This window comes from Lentilactobacillus buchneri (assembly GCF_018314255.1).
GTDB classification, from domain to species: Bacteria; Bacillota; Bacilli; order Lactobacillales; family Lactobacillaceae; genus Lentilactobacillus; species Lentilactobacillus buchneri.
On the sequence record NZ_CP073066.1, the window covers coordinates 1797790 to 1816391 of the forward strand.

The 18602-nt window shown below is 45.4% G+C and carries 18 protein-coding genes; 7 read left to right on the forward strand and 11 right to left on the reverse strand.

Annotated features, from left to right (window positions below):
* Positions 1-44: 44 nt before the first annotated feature.
* The 3 genes from KE627_RS08405 to KE627_RS08415 form a co-directional block, all read right to left on the reverse strand.
* Positions 45-365, reverse strand: a complete 321-nt coding sequence (locus KE627_RS08405; protein WP_014939495.1) for a hypothetical protein — start codon at positions 363-365, stop codon at positions 45-47.
* A 163-nt stretch (positions 366-528) separates the two neighbouring features.
* The gene (locus KE627_RS08410) at positions 529-1500 is read right to left on the reverse strand and encodes a GMP reductase (RefSeq protein ID WP_013727334.1); all 972 of its coding nucleotides are present in this window, start codon (positions 1498-1500) and stop codon (positions 529-531) included.
* A gap of 372 nt (positions 1501-1872) precedes the next feature.
* Positions 1873-3153, reverse strand: coding sequence for an adenylosuccinate synthase (locus tag KE627_RS08415; RefSeq protein WP_013727335.1), 1281 nt, complete (start codon positions 3151-3153; stop codon positions 1873-1875).
* A gap of 228 nt (positions 3154-3381) precedes the next feature.
* Here KE627_RS08415 and purB point away from each other — a divergent pair, with 228 nt between their 5' ends.
* Positions 3382-4677, forward strand: a complete 1296-nt coding sequence (gene purB, locus KE627_RS08420; protein ID WP_013727336.1) for an adenylosuccinate lyase — start codon at positions 3382-3384, stop codon at positions 4675-4677.
* A 248-nt stretch (positions 4678-4925) separates the two neighbouring features.
* Here the strand turns inward: purB and KE627_RS08425 are convergent, their stop codons facing one another.
* Both KE627_RS08425 and KE627_RS08430 read right to left on the reverse strand, forming a co-directional pair.
* Entirely contained in the window at positions 4926-5879 is a 954-nt protein-coding gene (locus tag KE627_RS08425; RefSeq protein ID WP_056939018.1) for an MDR/zinc-dependent alcohol dehydrogenase-like family protein, read from the reverse strand.
* A 171-nt stretch (positions 5880-6050) separates the two neighbouring features.
* Positions 6051-6320 (reverse strand): type II toxin-antitoxin system YafQ family toxin, encoded by a 270-nt coding sequence (locus tag KE627_RS08430; protein WP_013727337.1) that lies wholly within the window; start codon positions 6318-6320, stop codon positions 6051-6053.
* An 822-nt stretch (positions 6321-7142) separates the two neighbouring features.
* On the opposite strand from KE627_RS08430, the gene KE627_RS08435 reads away from it, so the two are divergent.
* A complete protein-coding gene (locus tag KE627_RS08435) occupies positions 7143-8000 on the forward strand; it encodes an alpha/beta hydrolase (RefSeq protein ID WP_056939017.1) in 858 nt (285 codons plus the stop codon).
* Here KE627_RS08435 and KE627_RS08440 read toward each other — a convergent pair.
* The gene (locus KE627_RS08440; protein ID WP_013727339.1) at positions 7978-8634 is read right to left on the reverse strand and encodes a YczE/YyaS/YitT family protein; all 657 of its coding nucleotides are present in this window, start codon (positions 8632-8634) and stop codon (positions 7978-7980) included. The two genes, KE627_RS08435 and KE627_RS08440, sit on opposite strands and share 23 nt — an antisense overlap.
* Positions 8635-8782: 148 nt before the next feature.
* Here KE627_RS08440 and KE627_RS08445 point away from each other — a divergent pair, with 148 nt between their 5' ends.
* A complete protein-coding gene (locus KE627_RS08445) occupies positions 8783-9403 on the forward strand; it encodes a hypothetical protein (RefSeq protein WP_013727340.1) in 621 nt (206 codons plus the stop codon).
* An 889-nt stretch (positions 9404-10292) separates the two neighbouring features.
* Here the strand turns inward: KE627_RS08445 and KE627_RS08450 are convergent.
* Entirely contained in the window at positions 10293-10499 is a 207-nt protein-coding gene (locus tag KE627_RS08450; protein ID WP_013727341.1) for a hypothetical protein, read from the reverse strand.
* A 151-nt stretch (positions 10500-10650) separates the two neighbouring features.
* Here KE627_RS08450 and KE627_RS08455 point away from each other — a divergent pair, with 151 nt between their 5' ends.
* Both KE627_RS08455 and glpK read left to right on the forward strand, forming a co-directional pair.
* On the forward strand, positions 10651-10890 hold the full coding sequence (locus KE627_RS08455; protein WP_013727342.1) for a hypothetical protein: 240 nt from the start codon (positions 10651-10653) through the stop codon (positions 10888-10890).
* A 191-nt stretch (positions 10891-11081) separates the two neighbouring features.
* Positions 11082-12593 (forward strand): glycerol kinase GlpK, encoded by a 1512-nt coding sequence (gene glpK, locus KE627_RS08460; protein ID WP_013727343.1) that lies wholly within the window; start codon positions 11082-11084, stop codon positions 12591-12593.
* A gap of 74 nt (positions 12594-12667) precedes the next feature.
* Here glpK and KE627_RS08465 read toward each other — a convergent pair whose 3' ends face one another.
* The 4 genes from KE627_RS08465 to KE627_RS08480 form a co-directional block, all read right to left on the reverse strand.
* Complete coding sequence (locus tag KE627_RS08465; RefSeq protein WP_013727344.1) at positions 12668-13114, reverse strand: hypothetical protein; 447 nt, start codon at positions 13112-13114, stop codon at positions 12668-12670.
* 25 nt (positions 13115-13139) lie between these two features.
* A complete protein-coding gene (rlmD, locus tag KE627_RS08470) occupies positions 13140-14525 on the reverse strand; it encodes a 23S rRNA (uracil(1939)-C(5))-methyltransferase RlmD (RefSeq protein WP_013727345.1) in 1386 nt (461 codons plus the stop codon).
* A gap of 258 nt (positions 14526-14783) precedes the next feature.
* Positions 14784-15632: an aldo/keto reductase gene (locus tag KE627_RS08475; RefSeq protein WP_013727346.1), complete on the reverse strand. Its 849-nt coding sequence runs from the start codon at positions 15630-15632 to the stop codon at positions 14784-14786.
* Positions 15633-15674: 42 nt separating this feature from the next.
* Positions 15675-16157 carry a GNAT family N-acetyltransferase gene (locus KE627_RS08480; protein ID WP_013727347.1) on the reverse strand — a complete coding sequence of 161 codons (483 nt, stop codon included), beginning with the start codon at positions 16155-16157 and terminating at the stop codon, positions 15675-15677.
* Between the two features lie 128 nt (positions 16158-16285).
* Between KE627_RS08480 and KE627_RS08485 the strand changes: the two genes are divergently transcribed.
* A complete protein-coding gene (locus KE627_RS08485) occupies positions 16286-17146 on the forward strand; it encodes an oxidoreductase (protein ID WP_013727348.1) in 861 nt (286 codons plus the stop codon).
* Between the two features lie 523 nt (positions 17147-17669).
* Positions 17670-18458: a hydroxyethylthiazole kinase gene (gene thiM, locus KE627_RS08490; protein WP_056939016.1), complete on the forward strand. Its 789-nt coding sequence runs from the start codon at positions 17670-17672 to the stop codon at positions 18456-18458.
* Positions 18459-18602 lie beyond the last annotated feature (144 nt).

An 18602-nucleotide genomic window follows, 5' to 3' on the forward strand; every position in this document is an offset into this window, starting at 1 on the left:
AATATCCGCCTCACTGCGGATATCTTTCCTACATAAAAATTCAATTATCCCCGTACCAACAACTCGATTTGACCTTTTTGAGGCGCGAAATTAATTCCGACAAGTGGTTCGCGCAAAATCTTTCCATACTCATCCAAAACATCGGATGGCAGTGGGGTGTGGGCCTTGAGGGACGCAACCACATCACCGGCATCGTGAGCTTCAGATAAGTCGATGAATAAATTGACTTTGTTGACCACGTCACGGAACAGGTCGGTTAAAATCCCGTTAGGTTTCCCCTCAACATCGGTGATAACGACCTGCGAAGAATCGAATGCTAAATGGTTAAAGCGCACCATTTGTAAAACGTCAAACAGGTTATCCATTGACAACAAGTCCCTTCATGATGATTCATTTAATATTAAGTGTAGCCGTTTGCATATTCAAAAGGCAAGTATTATATCGTTCTGTTGATAAATTCGATCTAAAAAGGTGCCGTGACGCAGCCATTCAGCTGTATCACGGCACCTTATTACCATCTAAACGGTGTTAGTCACCATTCATGATTGAATTTTTAACGATCACGTAATCAACTTTGGTAATATCATTCAACTTGCGGCCACCGGCATATGAAATCGACGACTGCAGATCTTGTTGCATTTCGTTCAAAGTATCTGAGATGTGACCACGGTAAGGAACCAACATTTGTCGGCCTTCAACGTTGCGGTAGGCACCCTTTTGACGCTCGGATGCTGACCCCCAGTATTGCTTGTATTTCTTGCCATCAATACTGATCAGGTTACCAGGAGTTTCTTCATGACCGGCAAATAATGAACCGATCATCACCATTGAAGCACCAAACCGCACAGACTTGGCGATATCGCCATTGTAACGAATACCACCGTCGGCGATCATTGGCTTCCGAGCTGCTTTGGAGCACAAACGCAGTGCAGCTAACTGCCAGCCGCCGGTACCAAACCCGGTCTTGAGCTTGGTGATACATGCTTTACCAGGTCCCACACCAATTTTGGTAGCGTCAGCGCCGGCATTTTCAATTTCGCGGACAGCTTCAGGTGTTCCCAAGTTTCCGGCAATCAAGAAACTGTCTGGTAATTGTTCCTTGATGTAATGAATCATCTGGATAACATAGTCTGAATGACCATGAGCAACGTCAATCGTGATATATTCAGGCTTCTCGTTGTCGGCAACCAACTTGTCGATGAATTCATATTCTTCTGGCTTGATTCCAACACTGATAGAAGCATAAAGATCCTTTGAATGCATCATTTTGATGAAACCTTCACGCTTTTCAGGTTGAAATCTATGCATGATGTAGAAGTAACCGTTTTGTGCCAGCCAAACGGCCAGGTCATCATCGATAACGGTTTCCATATTGGCAGGAACAACGGGGATCTTAAATGTCTTAGGTCCGAATTTTACTGAAGTGTCAGCTTCACTCCGACTCTTAATAATGTTCTTGTTAGGGATGAGTTGAATATCTTCGTAATCAAATACTTCCATGATTTACCTCCGAGGTTTTAGGACAGCTCCGTCAGGTAGACAGTTTATAAGCGCCTGACTCTTCTTGCGACTTTAGGACAGCTCCGTCAGGTAGACAGTTTATAAGCGCCTGACTCTTCTTGCGACTTTAGGACAGCTCCGCAAAGCAGAAGTCTGCGCCTAAGCACCTCTAACAAAATTCCAAGACCCGGAATTCTGTTAGAGGAGACTTAGGCACTGACTTCTAAGCGCTTTGCTCCGCTCACTGTTTTAGGACAGCTCCTCCAAGCAGAAGTCTGCACCTAAGCACCTCTAACAAAATTCCAAGGCCCGGAATTCCGTTAGAGGAACTTAGGCTCCGACTTCTAACCGCTTGGATCCGCTCACTGTTTTTTACCAAACTTTTTCCACGACGTTCGTCTGTTCTCTGTCAGGACCGACTGAGAAGGTTGCGTAAGGGACTCCGACTGCTTTTTGGACATGGTTTAAATAATTTTGAGCGTTGGTTGGTAGTTCATCAAATGTCTTGCACTTGGTAATGTCTTCGTCCCATCCCGGCAATTCGTCGTAAACAGGCTTGCAGGCATCGAGTTCTTTTAAGGTTGCGGGATAATGGTCAATCTTCTTGCCGTTTAATTCATAAGCAACGCAGATTTTCAAAGTTTTAATACCGGTTAGGATATCCAAACAGTTCAGTGCCAAATGGGTGTAGCCGCTGACACGCGCCGAGTGGCGTAAAACCACACTGTCGAACCAGCCGATTCGGCGTGGGCGCTTGGTTACAACGCCATATTCATGGCCGACTTCCCGGATATGATCACCGATTTCATCGTGGAGTTCGGTTGGGAAGGGACCCTCGCCGACACGTGAAGTATAGGCTTTGCAGACACCGATCACGTGGTCGATCCGATTAGGGCCAACCCCGGTTCCAACGGCGGCACCACCAGCACTTGGGTTCGATGAAGTGACAAACGGATAAGTTCCGTGGTCAACATCAAGCATGACCCCTTGAGCGCCTTCAAATAAAACATTTTTGTGATCGTCCAGCGCGTTGTTAATAATATAGGAAGCATCAACAACGTATGGGCGGATGCGATCGGCGTATTCGTTATATTCATTGAAGATCGGTTCAAATTCTAATGGTTCATGGTCATAGATTTTAGTGAGTAATTCGTTCTTAACTTGTAGATTGCTTCGAAGCTTTTCTTCAAAGATATCCTTATCAAGTAAATCGGCAATTCGGATGCCAATTCTCTCGTATTTGTCCATGTAAGCAGGGCCAATTCCTTTGTTGGTTGTCCCAATCTTAGAATCCTTCTTTTGCTCCTGGAGACCATCGAAGAGAATGTGGTATGGCATGATAACTTGAGCACGGTTGGAAATTCTCAAATTATCAGTACTGATTCCATCCTTTTTCAAATTGTCCATTTCGTTGATCAGGGATTTGGGGTTAACGACAACACCGTTACCAATTACACTGTACTTTTCCTGATCAAAAATACCTGATGGAATCAGTTGTAAATGATAGCTGTTGCCGTTAAATACAATGGTGTGGCCGGCATTGTCGCCGCCTTGATAGCGGGCAATAATATCAGCACTTTGGCCGAAGAAATCGGTAATCTTACCTTTCCCTTCGTCGCCCCATTGACTTCCAACAATCACAATAGATGACATATGAACACCTCTAAATTTTATTGCCAGGAATCTACCCAGCATTTTTAATAATACCAACTTGTATTCCATTAATCAACCAAAAGGTTAATAATTTTTACAAGTAAAACGTTTAATATTCGACTTTGAAACCGAATACGAACGAAAGGTAATTATTATTCTCATAATATAGTCAAAAAGTGAACAATATGGTATTATTATCCTGTCATTATTTAGTAGAAAGGACTCGTTATGATAGATAGATATTCTTTACCTGAAATGAGCAACATTTGGTCACTGCAAAACCAATACGCTTCATGGCTCAAAGTTGAAATTGCCATTGATGAAGCATGGTCCAAGCTGGGGAAGATCCCCGCTGAGGACGTTGAGAAGATTAAGAAGAACGCCAAGTTTGACGTTGATGGCATCGCCGAAATCGAGGCGGTGACCCATCACGATATCGTGGCATTTACCCGCGACGTCTCCAAATCACTTGGCCCAGAGAAAAAATGGATCCATTATGGGGTTACCAGTACCGATGTCGTTGATACTGCCTGGGGTGTTCGAATCAAGCAGGCCAACGAAATTATTCGAAAAGATATTGATGCATTTATTGATGTGATTGCCAAACAAGCTAAAAAATACAAGGATACTGTCATGATTGGCCGAACCCACGGTGTTCAAGCTGAACCAACCACCTTTGGGTTAAAGCTGGCGCGTTGGTATTCTGAAATGAACCGTAACAAGCGTCGGTTTGCGACTGCTTCTAAGGAACTGGAGGCTGGCCAAATTTCCGGTGCTGTGGGAACCTTTGCCAATGTGCCGCCGTTTGTTGAACAGTACGTGTGTGACTCACTTGGTTTACGTGCCCAGGAAATTACCAGTCAAATTCTCCCGCGTGATCTGCACGCCGATTATATTTCAACCTTGGCACTGATTGCCACCAGCTTGGAAGAATTTGCCACTGAAATTCGTGGACTGCAGCGTTCCGAGATTCATGAAGTTGAAGAACATTTCGATGCCGGCCAAAAGGGCTCTTCTGCGATGCCGCATAAGAAGAATCCAATTGGATCCGAAAATATTTGTGGCTTGGCACGGGTTGTTCGCGGCCACATGGTAACTGCTTATGAAGATGTTGCCTTATGGCATGAACGAGATATCTCACATTCATCAGCTGAACGGATCATTATTCCTGACACCTTGACACTGTTGGATTACATGCTGCACCGCTTCACCAGGATCCTGGATCGACTAACCGTTTTCCCAGAACGGATGAAGAGCAACATGGGCCTGACCTACGGCTTGATTTACAGCCAGCGGGTGATGTTGAAGTTAATCGATGCCGGAATGACTCGTGAACAGGCATACGACTTGGTTCAACCATTGACTAAACAATCATGGGATAAGGGCATTCAGTTCCGTGACTTGGTTGAAGGCGATAAGAAGATCACTGATGCTTTGAGTGAAGATCAAATCAACGATGCTTTTGATTACCATTACCACATTCGCCATGTTGGTGAAATCTTTGCCCGAGTTGGCTTGGAATAACCAACGGACGGTGAATTTTAAATTGAATTAACCTGAAATCGATTAGTACTAACTGACGAGGGATTGGACAAGACGATCTGTTTTGTCCAAGCCCTCGTTTAGTTTTTTCGCTTTTACCTAGCGGAATTGTGAAAAAATAAGCAGCTTCCGGCCATACAAGGGGGATTAACCCAATGTCCAAATCCTGGATATTGGGTTAATCCCCCTTGTACTCTGGAAGCTAAGCGCTTATTTTTTCACACTGACATTTATGGCAGAAATACCAATCGATTATCGCCATAATCATTCCATTTTTCAGCAATCTGGCTGAGTGGGAAGGTAGTCAACGGTACTGCAATCTTGCCATCGGTAATCATCTTCAATAAAGCCGGCATATCATCCGCCAAGTTGGCTGCGGTGAACGAGCCGAAGCCACTGCCGATTAAATGGAAGTCAATACTTCGAAACAAGCTGCCTTTCAGCGGTGAGCTCTGGCCGGCCATGGAGCCGATTTGAACCCAGGTTAAAGTGTGTTGCGGATCTTGGCGCTGGGCAATCATATCGGTAATCATAGTTGCCGCAATGTCGCCCCATAAATAGTCCAAAACCACGTCGACGTCGCCAATCTTGGCCAAGTCAGCTTTTAGTTGATCATCGTTATCAGTTAATTTGATGGTTGAGGTGACACCAAATTGGCTCAATTTTGCTAGTTTTTCTGGATTGCGGCCGACGCCGATTACTTCGGTCGCACCAAAACTAATGCTGATGGGGATAGCAAGTTGGCCTGAAGCGCCGGTTGCGCCCAGCACTAAGACTCGCTTGCCGCGGATCTTGTCTTCGCCCAAGCGTTCCTTGATCGCCATAAACGACGACATTGCCGGGTTAGCTGTAGCGGCGACAACCGCCGGATCAGCGGTATTATCGATTGGGAACAGTGCCCGTCGGTTGACGACTGCTTTTTCGGCCAAAGTCCCATAAACGTTATTGCTGCTGTTGAAGTAGACGTGTTCACCGTCGGCCGTTTCACCAACGGCATCTACGCCGGGGACGATCGGTAGGGTGCTGGCTGCGGAATAGTGAGTGCCGTTTGCCCTGGCGCGGGCGAGTTGGCTGACTGCGGCCGCCAAGATGTGGACCTCAACTTCACCATCTTCGACTTTGGGATTGGGGAAATCGCCGTACTCCGGACCACGGGTAAAATCATTAATAATTGCTGCTTTCATGTGAATGCTCCTTAATTGTCATTTAAATGGAATCATTGAAAGTGTGCTTTCAATATGGCCTTTATGATGATTGATGACGGTTGGTTTTGCAACGATATTGACTTTTGAATTGGTGGGATGTCGATTTGGCAGACGTTCGAGTTATCAAAACGCCTCTCGTTCCACTCTCAACTATATTTCGCCATGGCGGCCAGTATCCAAAAAGCGCACCGTGTCGCCGACAATTTCATAAATTAATAACCAACTGCCCTTGATGAACAAGGCTCGTTGAGGCTTTCTGCTCTTAATGACGTGATCATCATACTTTTCAGCGACTGGTTGACCACTCAAAATCTGCTCTTCTACTGTTCTGAAATCAGCCTCAGTGTATCGGTTGGCACGAATCATGTTTTGATAATGTTTCTTGAATCTGGACTGGTACTTGGGTTGATATTTGCGCATTAATTGACTCCCTCTCGAATGATGATAGCTTTCATTATAGCTTTTTTGACTGGATCTGAGGACAGAAAAAGGGCCCGGCGGGGGAGCCGGACCTTTCAGTTCAATATTCTGAGGGGAATATGAATATGATAATCTGGACAACAAATCAATGGGGGGATTGATTTGCTGCTCAATGTTATTGGGGGGTGAGTAGAAATAAATCTCGTTTATCTCTTGCTCATGGTTATAATATACATGATAAATATAAAAAAAGTTGGACGAAAGTGTGAACTTTTTGTGAATTTTAGCAAACTTATTTTGGCGGATAAAAAAGGCTGCGGCGAAAGATTGTGACCTTCGCGACAGTCCATTTTATACCTAATCTTTTTTTGAGGGGGAGATAAGGTTTAAATCAAATTGATTTTATCATTTCTGACAAATATGAGGTGAAGAGAAGCCTTAACTTCTATTCAAAATAAGCATACAGGAAAAGTTAGGCTAAAGTATGAATTAATTGTGAAGATTTTGTGAACTTTTTCAATCGATTGGATAGTGGGCACAAAAAAAGATAAGACACGGGGATGCCTTACCTCAAGTTACCTATATTCTAGGGGAAGAATATGAATACAAAAGTAATAAATTAAAGGGGGATTTAATTTATTGCCACATAAAATGACGTATCACTTTATGTTTATATCTACACTATATAGAATGAATATGACCAAAGTTTGAAAAAAGTGTGAAGATTTTGTGAACTTTTGCGAATTTCACCACAATTTGTCCGATAAATTTATAAAAGATTAAAATTGACCGTAAGAAACAGCGAGATGAGGAGGATTTCAAATGAGCTTTATGGCTAAACGGTTTATCAAGAAATTTAGGGCTGAAAACTACAAAAAAAGCGTCGCCCACAGCTTCTTGAAGCCTAATCAGAAGATCAATATTTTTCGTCAAAGTGCTGATCAGTACAAAATTCGTCCGGTCAAAAATGGCCAGTTGGTCACAATTCAACCAATTCAAAACCCCACCAGCCAGATTCTCTATTTCCATGGTGGGGCATTTACAGTGCCGATGAATGAAGACCAACTGGAAATGATTACCAAGATTGCCACAGAATCAAATAGTCTGATCCAAGTGGCTGATTTTCCACTGTTGCCTAAACACAGTGCAGACGAAATCTTACAATTTACCCAGGCAGCATTTGACTTGGTGATTGAGTCGGAACTGCCGACATTCATTGTTGCCGATTCGGCTGGGGCAAAGATTGCTTTGCAGCTGCTGGTGGATAATCCAGGAAAAGCAGCTGGCAGCAGTTTCATCTCGCCGTGGTTGGACACCAAGTTGACCAGCCCAGCGATTGCCGAGCGGGCTGATGAGGACATCTTATTGGATCTACCAACATTGCAGGAGATTGGCCGTTGGTTTGACCAAGGGGCCACGCCTGAAAAATGGGTCGATTATACCGATGCGGATCGATTAAAAGGAGTCGGCCCAGTTCAAATCTTCTATGGTGAAAATGAGATGCTGGTTCCCTGCGATCTTCAGTTCATTGAGGCATTACAGAATGCCGAGGGAGCCGATCCAGAAGTCATTGCCTTTAAGGATGGGTATCATGACTACACCCTTTGGTTCAAATTGTCCGAAACAAAAAAGACCTTTAGACGAATTGCTGAATTCATTAAAGATCAACGTGGTGCTTAAGCTTGGGGAAGGCATGGGTGTCGGACCATTTCATCATTGTGCCTTGGAACAGTAAGGCAAAGATGGTTCCAAAACCAATTGCATAAAGTTTCCCGGTAAATAAATAGGATGCCGAGATGATGACGACCGGTGGAATGTAGCTCAGCCACTGGGATAACACGGCACTGCCATGAATGTATTTGAAACGGATGATGTATGCCAAGTCGTCGTTGGGATGCATAATCAAGTTGGCCCGGGCGTACATCGAAACTGCCATTGCCACGCAATACAGGCCGATGATATCCAAAATGAGGCGGACGTAGAAGTCCATTGCCGGGACTCCTAGTGAATTAAAGATGAATGTGAACAGCGCTACCAGGTAACTGAACGGCACGGTGTAAAGCAGGTTGGAGAAAAACCGGCGGCGGTCAAAGGACCCCAGTAGTAACTGATTGCTCAAAGTAACAATGATGCCGTAGATAAACAGCGTCGTTCCCAGGGGGATGTTGACCCATTTGGAAAGGTTAACAGCGGATCCGGTCCACACCGCGCTTCCGAGGTTGGAGGAAATTGCCAGGGCGTTTCCCGCAGAGTTAATAATAATTGACAGCCCCAGGTAATAAAGGCGCTGCTTGAAGTCTTTCATTTTTGCCATTATGTATTCAAATTCTCCTTCAATTGATCATGAATTCCATTGTATAATATTTAATTTGGTTTGAACATCTTTACTGAAAGCCTCCTGGTCAAATTGATACTGTTCTTTCACAAATCGTGTTAATATTCACGGTAGAGGAGGCGGTCTTGTGGAACGAGAATATTCGGAAGTAGAAGCTGAGAAGCATTTCGAAAATAATCGTCTGTGGTTTCGGCGATTCCAAACAACCCGCTCATTTCGAAAGTTAACCAAACCCGAAAGAGCAGCAGCTGGATACATTACTCAGGCATTTGTTGGCTTAGCATATAAATATCAATTACGAAGTCCGCGACAATATTCTGCAAAGTCGGTCAAAGAAGTTGTCATGGATTTATTTCCGGAAAAAATTGCAGCGACCAACGTCTTTTTCACATCCGTTATCCCAGTGATGCATCGCTACTTTGTCTTCCTGGGTGTGCAGCACAAAATTAGCAACGCAAAAACGCTGATCAAAGCGTTGGAAAGCATCAAGGTGCGTCAGCTGTTGGATGGCCATCGGAATGCCAGCAACTGGGATGCCCACAAGAAACTGGGCATGCAGGTGCTGATGGGCTATAAGCAGGATGTGGATCCCAAGAAGGTCTCGGCGTACGAAGAAGATTATAATATGGGCGTCCCGCTGAGGTTCTGTTTCGACTTCAGCGTCAATCGGCCGCCAAAGAATATTATTTTGCTGACAGAGAAGTTAAGAAAGAAATTCGAAAATGTGATGTATGAGAACAACAAGTAGAGCGCGACGAGCCCCGGGTGACCCCGGAGCACAAGTCAAAAGGACCAGTGATGAACGGTTTTCGTTCATCACTGGTCCTTTTGACTTGTGTAGCAGGGGTCAGGGGCGTCGGAGCGTATTTTGGAAGCAGCAGGGAGCGGTAGATAAAATAAGTGCTCAAATCCTTGTAATATCAACACCATGGAACTGGGGGGGTGCTGAACGGGTTCTGTTCATCTTGGGGATTTCTTGTTTATGCAGTAGGGTCCTGGGGCGTCGCCCACAGGACTAGGCAGGCTTTCAGCCGGCCGTCGGAGCGTATTTTTAATGCTGGTAGGCGCAGATGATAAACGAGTGGATTCAGTTCGTGAATTTCGGCTTAACCAAACAAACTCAGCTTGCCGATAAACCCACATCGTTTTATCCTGAAATTAATATCAGTTTTAGGAGATGAACAGAATCAAAAAAATATTAATCATAATCACATCACTCGTCCTACTGGTAGGCTCGTACTTCTTATGGACAATGGTCACTTTCGATGAGCATGCTGAAAGCTACATCCAAAGAGATCTCAACAAGAATATCCGCGACCATCAATACCACAAGCTAAGGAAAATGAGTAACTCGGCCGCCTATGAATGGTTGAGAAAAGCAAATCACGTGAAATTTACTTTTAGTTCGGATAATCAAGGAAGTGGCAACTTATATTATTATGCTGCAAGGATCAATCACCAATACAATTTTTTTGTCTCCTTTAAGGTGAAATCATTTATTCCAAGTCGGTTCACTTTAACTCGGATCACCTATTACCCTAACTATCATCCGCGCTGATTCAATTCATCAAACAAAAAAAGACCTCCGCAGCCAACCAGCCACGAAGCGCCCACAAATAATATTCAGCAAACAACAACTAATTTAAAACCTGAACGCGATCAATGCTCCCCAACTTGACCACCGTGACGCCTTTAGCAGGACGCTCGATGAAAGCCTGATCGTCATTGACTGCAGCGACACTTCCTGTCAGCGTGCCGTCGCCGGTTTGAATGCGCACTAATTTTTTATTCTTATAAGCATTCATCAATTCATTTGAAATTTCTTTTGTCGCAATAGTCAACATTGTCACCTCTTATGATAAAATTAATTATAGTTCACAATTCTGCTGGATGTAAACAATTTTTCTCACAAGCATAAGCTTAAGAATAATTTATTAACATTTTTTTGCATTTAGCGCTAAAGTGGATATATAGGTAAGTGAAAGGGGTATTGAAATGACTGAACGCCAAATGATTCAAGAAATTTTAAATACCGTTGATGTTATTTATAGTTTTGTCAACACCGACGATGACAAGAAGGAATACGAAATTGTGATCAACCGCCAAGACGGAGATAATCGTCCGCTTGAGAACGTCAACAAGGAAATCAAACATTACTTCACTGATGCCAACTTTAGTTATGATGAAGAGCTTAATGACAATGGCGACGACATTCACGTGCAGGTAAAACGTTAATTGGTCTAGTTGAGTATTACTTCACAAAAAGTGATTGAACCAGCAATTTGAATTGTAATGCACGTTATGGTATAGTTCATAATGTGCTTTTTTAATATAATCAAAAGGCTATAAATTGATTTGAAAATTCGAGTTACCGAAAAATTTTTAATGGAATATGTAATCGCTTTCTAGTGTTTGGAGGGAATCTAATGTTAACAGACAGACCAAAATATGTTTTATCAATTGATCAAGGTACGACTTCGACTCGAGCAATGATTTTTGACCACAGCGGTCGGAAAGTTATTGAAGCTTCAAAGCCCGTTAAGCAGGCAATCCCACATAATGGCTGGGTTGAAACAGACCCCAATGAGATTTGGACATCCGTTTTGAATGTGATTTCTTCGGCGTTCATTGATGCCGGCATTCATCCAGAAGATATTGAGGGAATCGGCATCGTTAACCAACGTGAAACCACCCTTATTTGGGACAAGGAGACCGGTGAACCAATTTATAATGCAATTGGTTGGCAGTCTAAGCAAACCGCCGCTTTGGCCCGAAAATTAAAGAATGACGGCTATTCTGGTATGATTCACAAGAAGACCGGCTTGATTATTGACTCTTATTTCTCAGCAACCAAGGTCCGCTGGATTTTGGACCACATTGATGGTGCTCAAGAGCGTGCCGAAAAAGGTGAGTTGATGTTTGGAACGGTTGATACGTGGCTGGTTTGGAAACTTTCCGGTGGCGAGTATCACGTTACCGATTACTCAAACGCCAGTCGTACCATGCTGTTTAACATTCACACCCTGCAATGGGATGATGATATTTTAAAATTACTCAACATTCCAAAGGCCATGCTGCCAGAAGTGAAGACTTCCAGTGAACTATATGGGACGACGAAGAATTATCAATTCTATGGTATTGAAGTGCCAATCGCCGGGATTGCCGGTGACCAGTCGGCCGCTTTGATTGGGCAGCTGGCGTTTGAACCGGGCATGATTAAAAATACTTATGGTGATGGTGCCTTCATTATGATGAATACCGGCTCCAAACCAGAGATTTCAGATGATAACCTGCTGACGACGATTGCTTATAATTTCAACGGGAAAGTCACCTATGCGCTTGAAGGTTCAATTTTTGCTGCCGGAACTGCTTTGTCCTGGTTGGCAGACAGCCTGCAACTCATTGACAACGTTCCTGAATCCCGTCAGGCGGCTATGAATTCCGAAGACGACGATGAAGTCTATGTTGTCCCAGCATTCAACGGTTTAGGAGCCCCCTACTGGGAACAAGATGTTCGTGGGGCGGTCTTCGGCTTAACTCGCGGAACGACCAAGGACGACTTTGTGAAGGCAACCTTGCAGTCGATCGCATACGGTACCAAGGACATCATTCAGACCATGGAAAAAGATACCAGCATGCACATCCCTGAACTGATGGCTGACGGTGGCGCTTCACGGAACAGTTACCTGATGCAGTTCCAAGCTGATATTTTAAATATCCCAATCCAACGGGCGGCTGATGAGAACACCACTGCATTTGGTGCCGCCATCTTGGCTGGACTGGCAGTCGGTTTCTGGAAGGATATTGATGAAATCAAGAGCCTCCAAGAGCCGGGCCGAACTTTCACACCAAACATGGAAGATTCACGCCGACAAAAGCTGTATCGCGGCTGGCAGGCTGCTGTGCAGGCTACTCGGGGATATCGGGTTAAAATTTAGGCTTACAGTTTAATAGTGTACAAAAATAGAGTGCTCAGTCAAAAATTGATTTTTGGCTGAGCACTCTATTTATATTATTCATTTTTATCTTTTGGCTCTTTCCAATAATTAGCATTACTGAGCAGTTCCTTAGACCGTTCATCCGCGGGAACAAAGCCAATGTTGAACAGGTGCTTGAAGTACATCATGTTATAAATCAGCATCCAAACGATGCCGAGACCATATGAGCCAAGGGTGTAGGCAACTTGGAATGGTTCGCCCATTCCAAGTGACAGCGCCATTCCGGCAATGATTTCCACTCCAGCCATACACAGCAGGTTATACCAGTCTGATCGGAAAATTGGCACCCAGAGGTTGAATAAAAGGGCGGTGAATGACGGACCAACTTTGGCGATCCGAATCTGACCGTTTTCTTTGTTCACGACAGTAGCAAAGTTCGGTGGAATCGGGAGTCCAGTTGGATTGTTAGGATCATTTTGGTTATTGTCATCATTATTGCCATTACCAAATGGGTTTTGCATGGGGAGCCTCCTTTCGAACTAATGGTTACTTTTTCTTGAATTTAACAACACATTCACAACGGGAGGTTTGCGGCATCAAATCCACTGATTGAATATATTCAACGTTATACTTCTCGGTTAATTTTACTAAATCCTGCGCCAAAGTCGATGGGTTACAGGAAATGTAGACGAATTTCTTCGGCACGATATCTAAAATGGTGTCAATCAGCGAATCCGCTAAACCAGTTCGTGGGGGATCGACGATTAATGCGGTCGGAGTCCAGCCGTCGTCAACCCACTCCGGAAGCAGTTCCTCAGCTTCACCGACCTCGTATAAACAGTTAAAGATGCCGTTACGCACTGAATTGGCATTGGCGTCTTGAACCGCTTCGGCAATCGTATCCATCCCGCGGACTTCGCGGACCTGCTTGGCCACCGAAAGGCCGATGGTCCCGACACCTGAATAGGCATCAACCAATTTTTCGTTGCCCTTGAGATCCAGTGCTTTGAAGGCCTCATCATAAAGGATCGAGGTCATTGCAGGGTTGGCCTGGAGAAATGCCCGGGCGGATAAATCAAACTTCAGGCCGTTAAGCACTTCTGTGATGGTTTCCCGACCAGCCAGATGAATCATTTCATCGCCCCAAATCAGTGAGGTTCTGCCCGGATTAACATTTTGCATGACTGAAACGACTTCCGGTAATTCCGCCTTGATGCGTTCCAATAGCTGGTGCTTCTTGAGCAGTTTCTTGCTTTGAGTGATAAAGGTGACCTGGACTTGATCGGTTGCGATGGCGGCTCGGACAACGACGGTTTTGATGATCCCGGCGTTTTTCTCTTCGTCATATGCGGGGATGCCCAGTTCATCAATCATCGTCACAATTGCCCGCATGACTTTCATCGTCAGTGGGTACTGTAATGCTGAGGTCTTGAGGTCAACAACGTCATGGCTGCGGGCTTTGTACAAGCCGGCAATCGTGTTGCCGTTCTCGTCGTGACGGATTTGGAATGTCGCCTTGTTCCGGTAATGGGTCGGATCATCCATACCGATGGTTGGCAGCAGCTTAAAGCGGCGATAACCGGTGGGCTGGTATTTTTCCAGCGACTGGCGGACAACGTCTCGTTTGAACTCCAATTGCTTTGGGTAGGCCAAATTTTCCAACTCAAAACCGCCAACGTCATTTGCGTAGTCGTCCACTGGTTGAATCCGGTCCTTGCTCTTGATCAAAATTTCGACGAGCTTGGCCCGGATAAAGTTATTTAAATCGTTGGTGACTTCAACGATGACTTTTTCGGTTGGGAGCGCACCGGGAACGAAAACCAGTTTGCGTTCGTAGTAACCGATGCCTTCGCCGTTGATTCCCATTCGCTTAATTTCAATTGTTAATTGTTCACCTTCGTTAACGTGAACCGTATTATTATCGTTATACATTGAACCGTCCTTAATATTCTTAGTTACTAGTATGATAGCACATCACGAGGGCTATTCGCATGTGAAGCAGGCGGACGCGAGGTGTTTCGTCAAAGAATTTAAGGCAATCAATCGATTATCCTTAATTGCGGACAAAAGATTGATTGCCTTAAATGGCTGGCGGCCACGGTTACCGCGGATTGAGGGTAACAAAAGTGGCGCACCAAATGAATTGAGCTTTTTCTAAAATAAATTCTGGATTGAATTGAATCAATCGACTTACCAGGTTGCAGTATCAGGATCGGTTGCCAAACCTGCTTGACCATGGAAGCCGTCAATGGTCTTCATATCGGTATTTGACAAGTTAAAGTCGAAGATATCGGCATTTTCTTTAATGTACTTCTCGTGGATTGATTTTGGCAGCGGCAGGAATCCATGCTGCAGTGACCAGCGGAGAACCACCTGAGCCGGCGTCTTGTCATACTTTCGACCAATTGTAGCCAATTCTGGAATCTTGAAAATTTCACCGGTTCCAAGAGGACTGTAAGCTTCGGTCAAAATATCGTGGTCATCATTATATTCCACGACCGCCGGCTGCATGTCCGACGGATTGATGAACATCTGGTTAACCATTGGCTTAACCTTAGCCGTTTCCAACAATGCGTCCAAATGTTTTGGCCGGAAGTTGGAAACACCAATTGCCTTGGCAGTCCCGGCTGCATAAAATTCTTCCATGGCCCGCCAGGATTCAGCGTTGGCTTCCTGCCAATTGTCTCGAAAGGCAACCGGATTGGGCCAATGAATCAAGTAGAGATTGACATAGTCCAATCCCAACTTTTCCAAGGATCGGCCAAAGGCTTCCTTGGTCTTCTCATAACCGTGATCAGCATTCCAGAGTTTGGTTGTCACAAATAAATCTTCCCGGGGAACGCCGCTATCTTTGATGGCTTGACCGACACTTTCCTCGTTGCCGTAAGCTGCAGCTGTGTCAATGTGGCGATAGCCGGCGTTAAGAGCTGCTAAAACGGCATGGTAAGCCTCATCGCCATTGGCGGATTGCCAAGTACCAAAGCCGACTTGGGGAATCTTGACCCCGTTATATAAGGTGTACGTATCTGTTAATGACATGTTCGAACCTCCTATTGTGTCTCTAACACTATTTTATAGAAATCAAATATGAAGTACAAAGAATTTATCCATTGAGGAGTGCTCACCGTTATTCAGGGGATGCCCCAAATCGGTAAAGCCGTATTCAGTGTACAGGTGAATTGCTTCTTTCAAAGCGTGGTGGGTCTCCAGGTAGACCGTCTGATAGCCGGCCCCCTTGGCAAACCCGACCGCTGTGTCCAACAATCTGTAGCTGAGATGGTGGCCGCGGGCCGAGTCAGTTAAATACAGTTTCTGAAGTTCGGCCACATGATTGGCATGATCGAACTCAGCGATGCCGTTGCCACCCAGGACGTTGCCGGCGTCATCGACAGCAACGAAGTATTCCCGGTCATCCTTTTGGCCATAGAAGCTGCTCAAATGGTCAAGTTCTTTGTCGAAATACGCGGTCCCCGGAATATCCAGTCCGTATGATTTTAAAATGGTCCGAATAATTTTTGCCAGCTCGAAGTCATCTTGTTGTTTAATCGGCCGTATTTTTACCATTCTATCAGCTCCTGTCCTTAACGTTTGATTAGCATATTACCACTTTTGGAATTGCAGAGTAAAGCCCATGTGAACGCTTTATCGTGATATACTGGAACTAATTTGGAACAAGTTCGGGAGGGATCACTATGGATCAAAGAGTTGCGATTGTGACGGGCGCTTCATCAGGAATCGGCATGCAGATTGCCAAGAACCTCTATCGAAACGGTATGGAAGTCTATGCACTGGCTCGCAGAGTGTATGCGATGAACGAGCTGGATGATTTGGGTATCCACACCATGCATTTGGATGTTACCGACCACGATGAAATCGATCGGGTCGTCAGTGAGATCGTCGCCAAAACCGGCCGGATTGATGTCTTAGTCAATAACGCCGGCATCGGATCGTTTGGCTCGGTTGAAGAAGTCACCTTGACGGAAGGCGAGTACGAATTCAAAGTCAACGTCTTCGGTTTAGTCAAAATGATTCAAGCGGTCCTGCCGATCATGCGAAAGCAGCATAGCGGCCGGATTATCAACATGTCATCCATGGCCGGCAAGATTGGCAACATGCTCTTGGGCAGCTGGTACATCGGCTCCAAATTCGCAGTGGAGGGGATCAGTGATTCGCTGCGACAGGAATTGAAACCATTTGGCATTGACGTGGCAATCATCGAACCCGGTGCGATTCAGTCCGAGTGGAAGGATGGTGCCATGGACCGGATGATGGATGCGTCTGGCAGCGGTCCCTATGCCAAATTGGCCCGGCGATCGGCGGCTTTCTTTGCGATTTCCTACAAGTTTGCTGCAGCCCCGAGGGTAGTGGCCAGATCTGTCGACCGGGCAGTCTTTTCCAGACGACCGAAGACCAGGTATGCGATTGGAACGGGCGCTAAACCGGCAATGTTAATGAAGCGCTTCATGCCGGACAAGTGCCTGGACGCCTTCTTTGAGGCCTTGAATAAGTACGCTCAGCAAGTTGTCAACCGAGAAACGGGTCAAAACAGATAGCAATTGACCACTGAAATTAAATAAAGTACCATTAACTTAGAAACACTGGGGGAACTGCTATGTAGCAGCTGAGACCGACCTGAACCAGGTCGAAACCCTTTGAACCTGTCAGCTAGGACTGGGGTAGGGAAGCAGAGTGCGATCACGGGCGGTTAGTGACCGGAGTCTAAGGGACTTTGGACGGAAATCGAGTTAGATTTTCGGCCGAAGTTCCTTAGATGCAGGCCACTGCCCCTGGGAGCACGTTTCCGCTAGATAACAGCAAAAATCCAGCAGAGTGCGACGAGACCCGGGTTGACCCCGGAGTGTAAGGCGGGAATTTAAAGGATGAACGGGTTTGGTTCATCGTTTAAATTTTTGCCTTACACGGTAGGGGTCAGGGCCTTGGAGCACGTTTCCGCTAGATAACAGCAAAAATCCAGCAGAAACCACCAACCAAAACCAATCACCCAGGAGCTGCAGACACCAAGTGTCTCAGCTCCTATTTTTGTCAGCAAGCAAAACAACAAAGGAGAAGGATCAAATGAAAATCGATTTATTAGACACATTACGAAAAAAGAACCCCATCGCTTTTAACATCTCCAACTTTGTTACCGTTCAAGATGTTGCCAATGGCATTAATGCGTTGGGTGCATCACCAATTATGTCTGAAGAAAAGAACGAGGCCGAGCCAATGGTCCAAATGGCCGACTCGGTGACCGTTAACCTGGGCGCGTTTACCGAGGGTCAGTTGGAACAGATTAGTGCGGTAACGACTTTCGCCAATCAATACAAGAAACCCATCATCATCGACCCAGTGGCTGTGGGCGCGGTTGACTACCGTAAAGAACGCTGCAATGAATTACTGGATCAGATTGATGTCGCGGTCATTCGTGGTAACGCGGGTGAGATTGCTGCATTGGCGGACGTTGAGTGGAATGCCAAGGGGATTGATGCCGGTGAAGGCAGCGGTGACTTGGAAGAAATTGCCAAGAAATTAGCCAAGAAGCGCAACTGTGTCGTGGTTGAAAGCGGCAAGACCGATATCATTACCGATGGTGAGGCGGTGGTCCGAATCTACAATGAAACGGATTTGTTCAAGCTGCACGTTGGTTCCGGGGATATGCTGTCCAGTACCATCGGTTGCTTCTGTGGTGTCGAGCACGACTATTTCGAAGCAGCCCAGACGGCCACGTCGGTCTTTGATGTGGCCGGTGAAGTCGTTGCCAAATCAATGCCCAAACCGCTGGCAGGATCATTTGGTGTTCAGTTGATCGACGAGCTTCATTTGATTGATACTAAGACCGTTGAGAAGTATGCGAATTTTGAGTAGAAAAGAGTGCGACGAGGCCCGGTTTGACCCCGGAGTGTAAGGCGGAAATTTAAAGGATGAACGGTTTTGGTTCATCGTTTGAATTTTTGCCTTACACAGTAGGGGGTCAGGGCCGTTGGAGAACGTTTCCACAAAGTATGATAT

What these genes read in the sequence shown, in the direction of transcription:
- KE627_RS08440 (WP_013727339.1), bottom strand. Translation starts at nt 8,634, where the DNA reads ATGGCAAAAATGAAAGACTTCAAGCAGCGCCTTTATTACCTGGGGCTG.
- KE627_RS08430 (WP_013727337.1), bottom strand. Translation starts at nt 6,320, where the DNA reads ATGCGCAAATATCAACCCAAGTACCAGTCCAGATTCAAGAAACATTAT.
- rlmD (WP_013727345.1), bottom strand. Translation starts at nt 14,525, where the DNA reads ATGTATAACGATAATAATACGGTTCACGTTAACGAAGGTGAACAATTA.
- KE627_RS08450 (WP_013727341.1), bottom strand. Translation starts at nt 10,499, where the DNA reads ATGTTGACTATTGCGACAAAAGAAATTTCAAATGAATTGATGAATGCT.
- KE627_RS08455 (WP_013727342.1), top strand. Translation starts at nt 10,651, where the DNA reads ATGACTGAACGCCAAATGATTCAAGAAATTTTAAATACCGTTGATGTT.
- purB (WP_013727336.1), top strand. Translation starts at nt 3,382, where the DNA reads ATGATAGATAGATATTCTTTACCTGAAATGAGCAACATTTGGTCACTG.
- glpK (WP_013727343.1), top strand. Translation starts at nt 11,082, where the DNA reads ATGTTAACAGACAGACCAAAATATGTTTTATCAATTGATCAAGGTACG.
- KE627_RS08405 (WP_014939495.1), bottom strand. Translation starts at nt 365, where the DNA reads ATGGATAACCTGTTTGACGTTTTACAAATGGTGCGCTTTAACCATTTA.
- KE627_RS08435 (WP_056939017.1), top strand. Translation starts at nt 7,143, where the DNA reads ATGAGCTTTATGGCTAAACGGTTTATCAAGAAATTTAGGGCTGAAAAC.
- KE627_RS08475 (WP_013727346.1), bottom strand. Translation starts at nt 15,632, where the DNA reads ATGTCATTAACAGATACGTACACCTTATATAACGGGGTCAAGATTCCC.
- KE627_RS08485 (WP_013727348.1), top strand. Translation starts at nt 16,286, where the DNA reads ATGGATCAAAGAGTTGCGATTGTGACGGGCGCTTCATCAGGAATCGGC.
- KE627_RS08465 (WP_013727344.1), bottom strand. Translation starts at nt 13,114, where the DNA reads ATGCAAAACCCATTTGGTAATGGCAATAATGATGACAATAACCAAAAT.
- KE627_RS08415 (WP_013727335.1), bottom strand. Translation starts at nt 3,153, where the DNA reads ATGTCATCTATTGTGATTGTTGGAAGTCAATGGGGCGACGAAGGGAAA.
- KE627_RS08425 (WP_056939018.1), bottom strand. Translation starts at nt 5,879, where the DNA reads ATGAAAGCAGCAATTATTAATGATTTTACCCGTGGTCCGGAGTACGGC.
- KE627_RS08480 (WP_013727347.1), bottom strand. Translation starts at nt 16,157, where the DNA reads ATGGTAAAAATACGGCCGATTAAACAACAAGATGACTTCGAGCTGGCA.
- thiM (WP_056939016.1), top strand. Translation starts at nt 17,670, where the DNA reads ATGAAAATCGATTTATTAGACACATTACGAAAAAAGAACCCCATCGCT.
- KE627_RS08410 (WP_013727334.1), bottom strand. Translation starts at nt 1,500, where the DNA reads ATGGAAGTATTTGATTACGAAGATATTCAACTCATCCCTAACAAGAAC.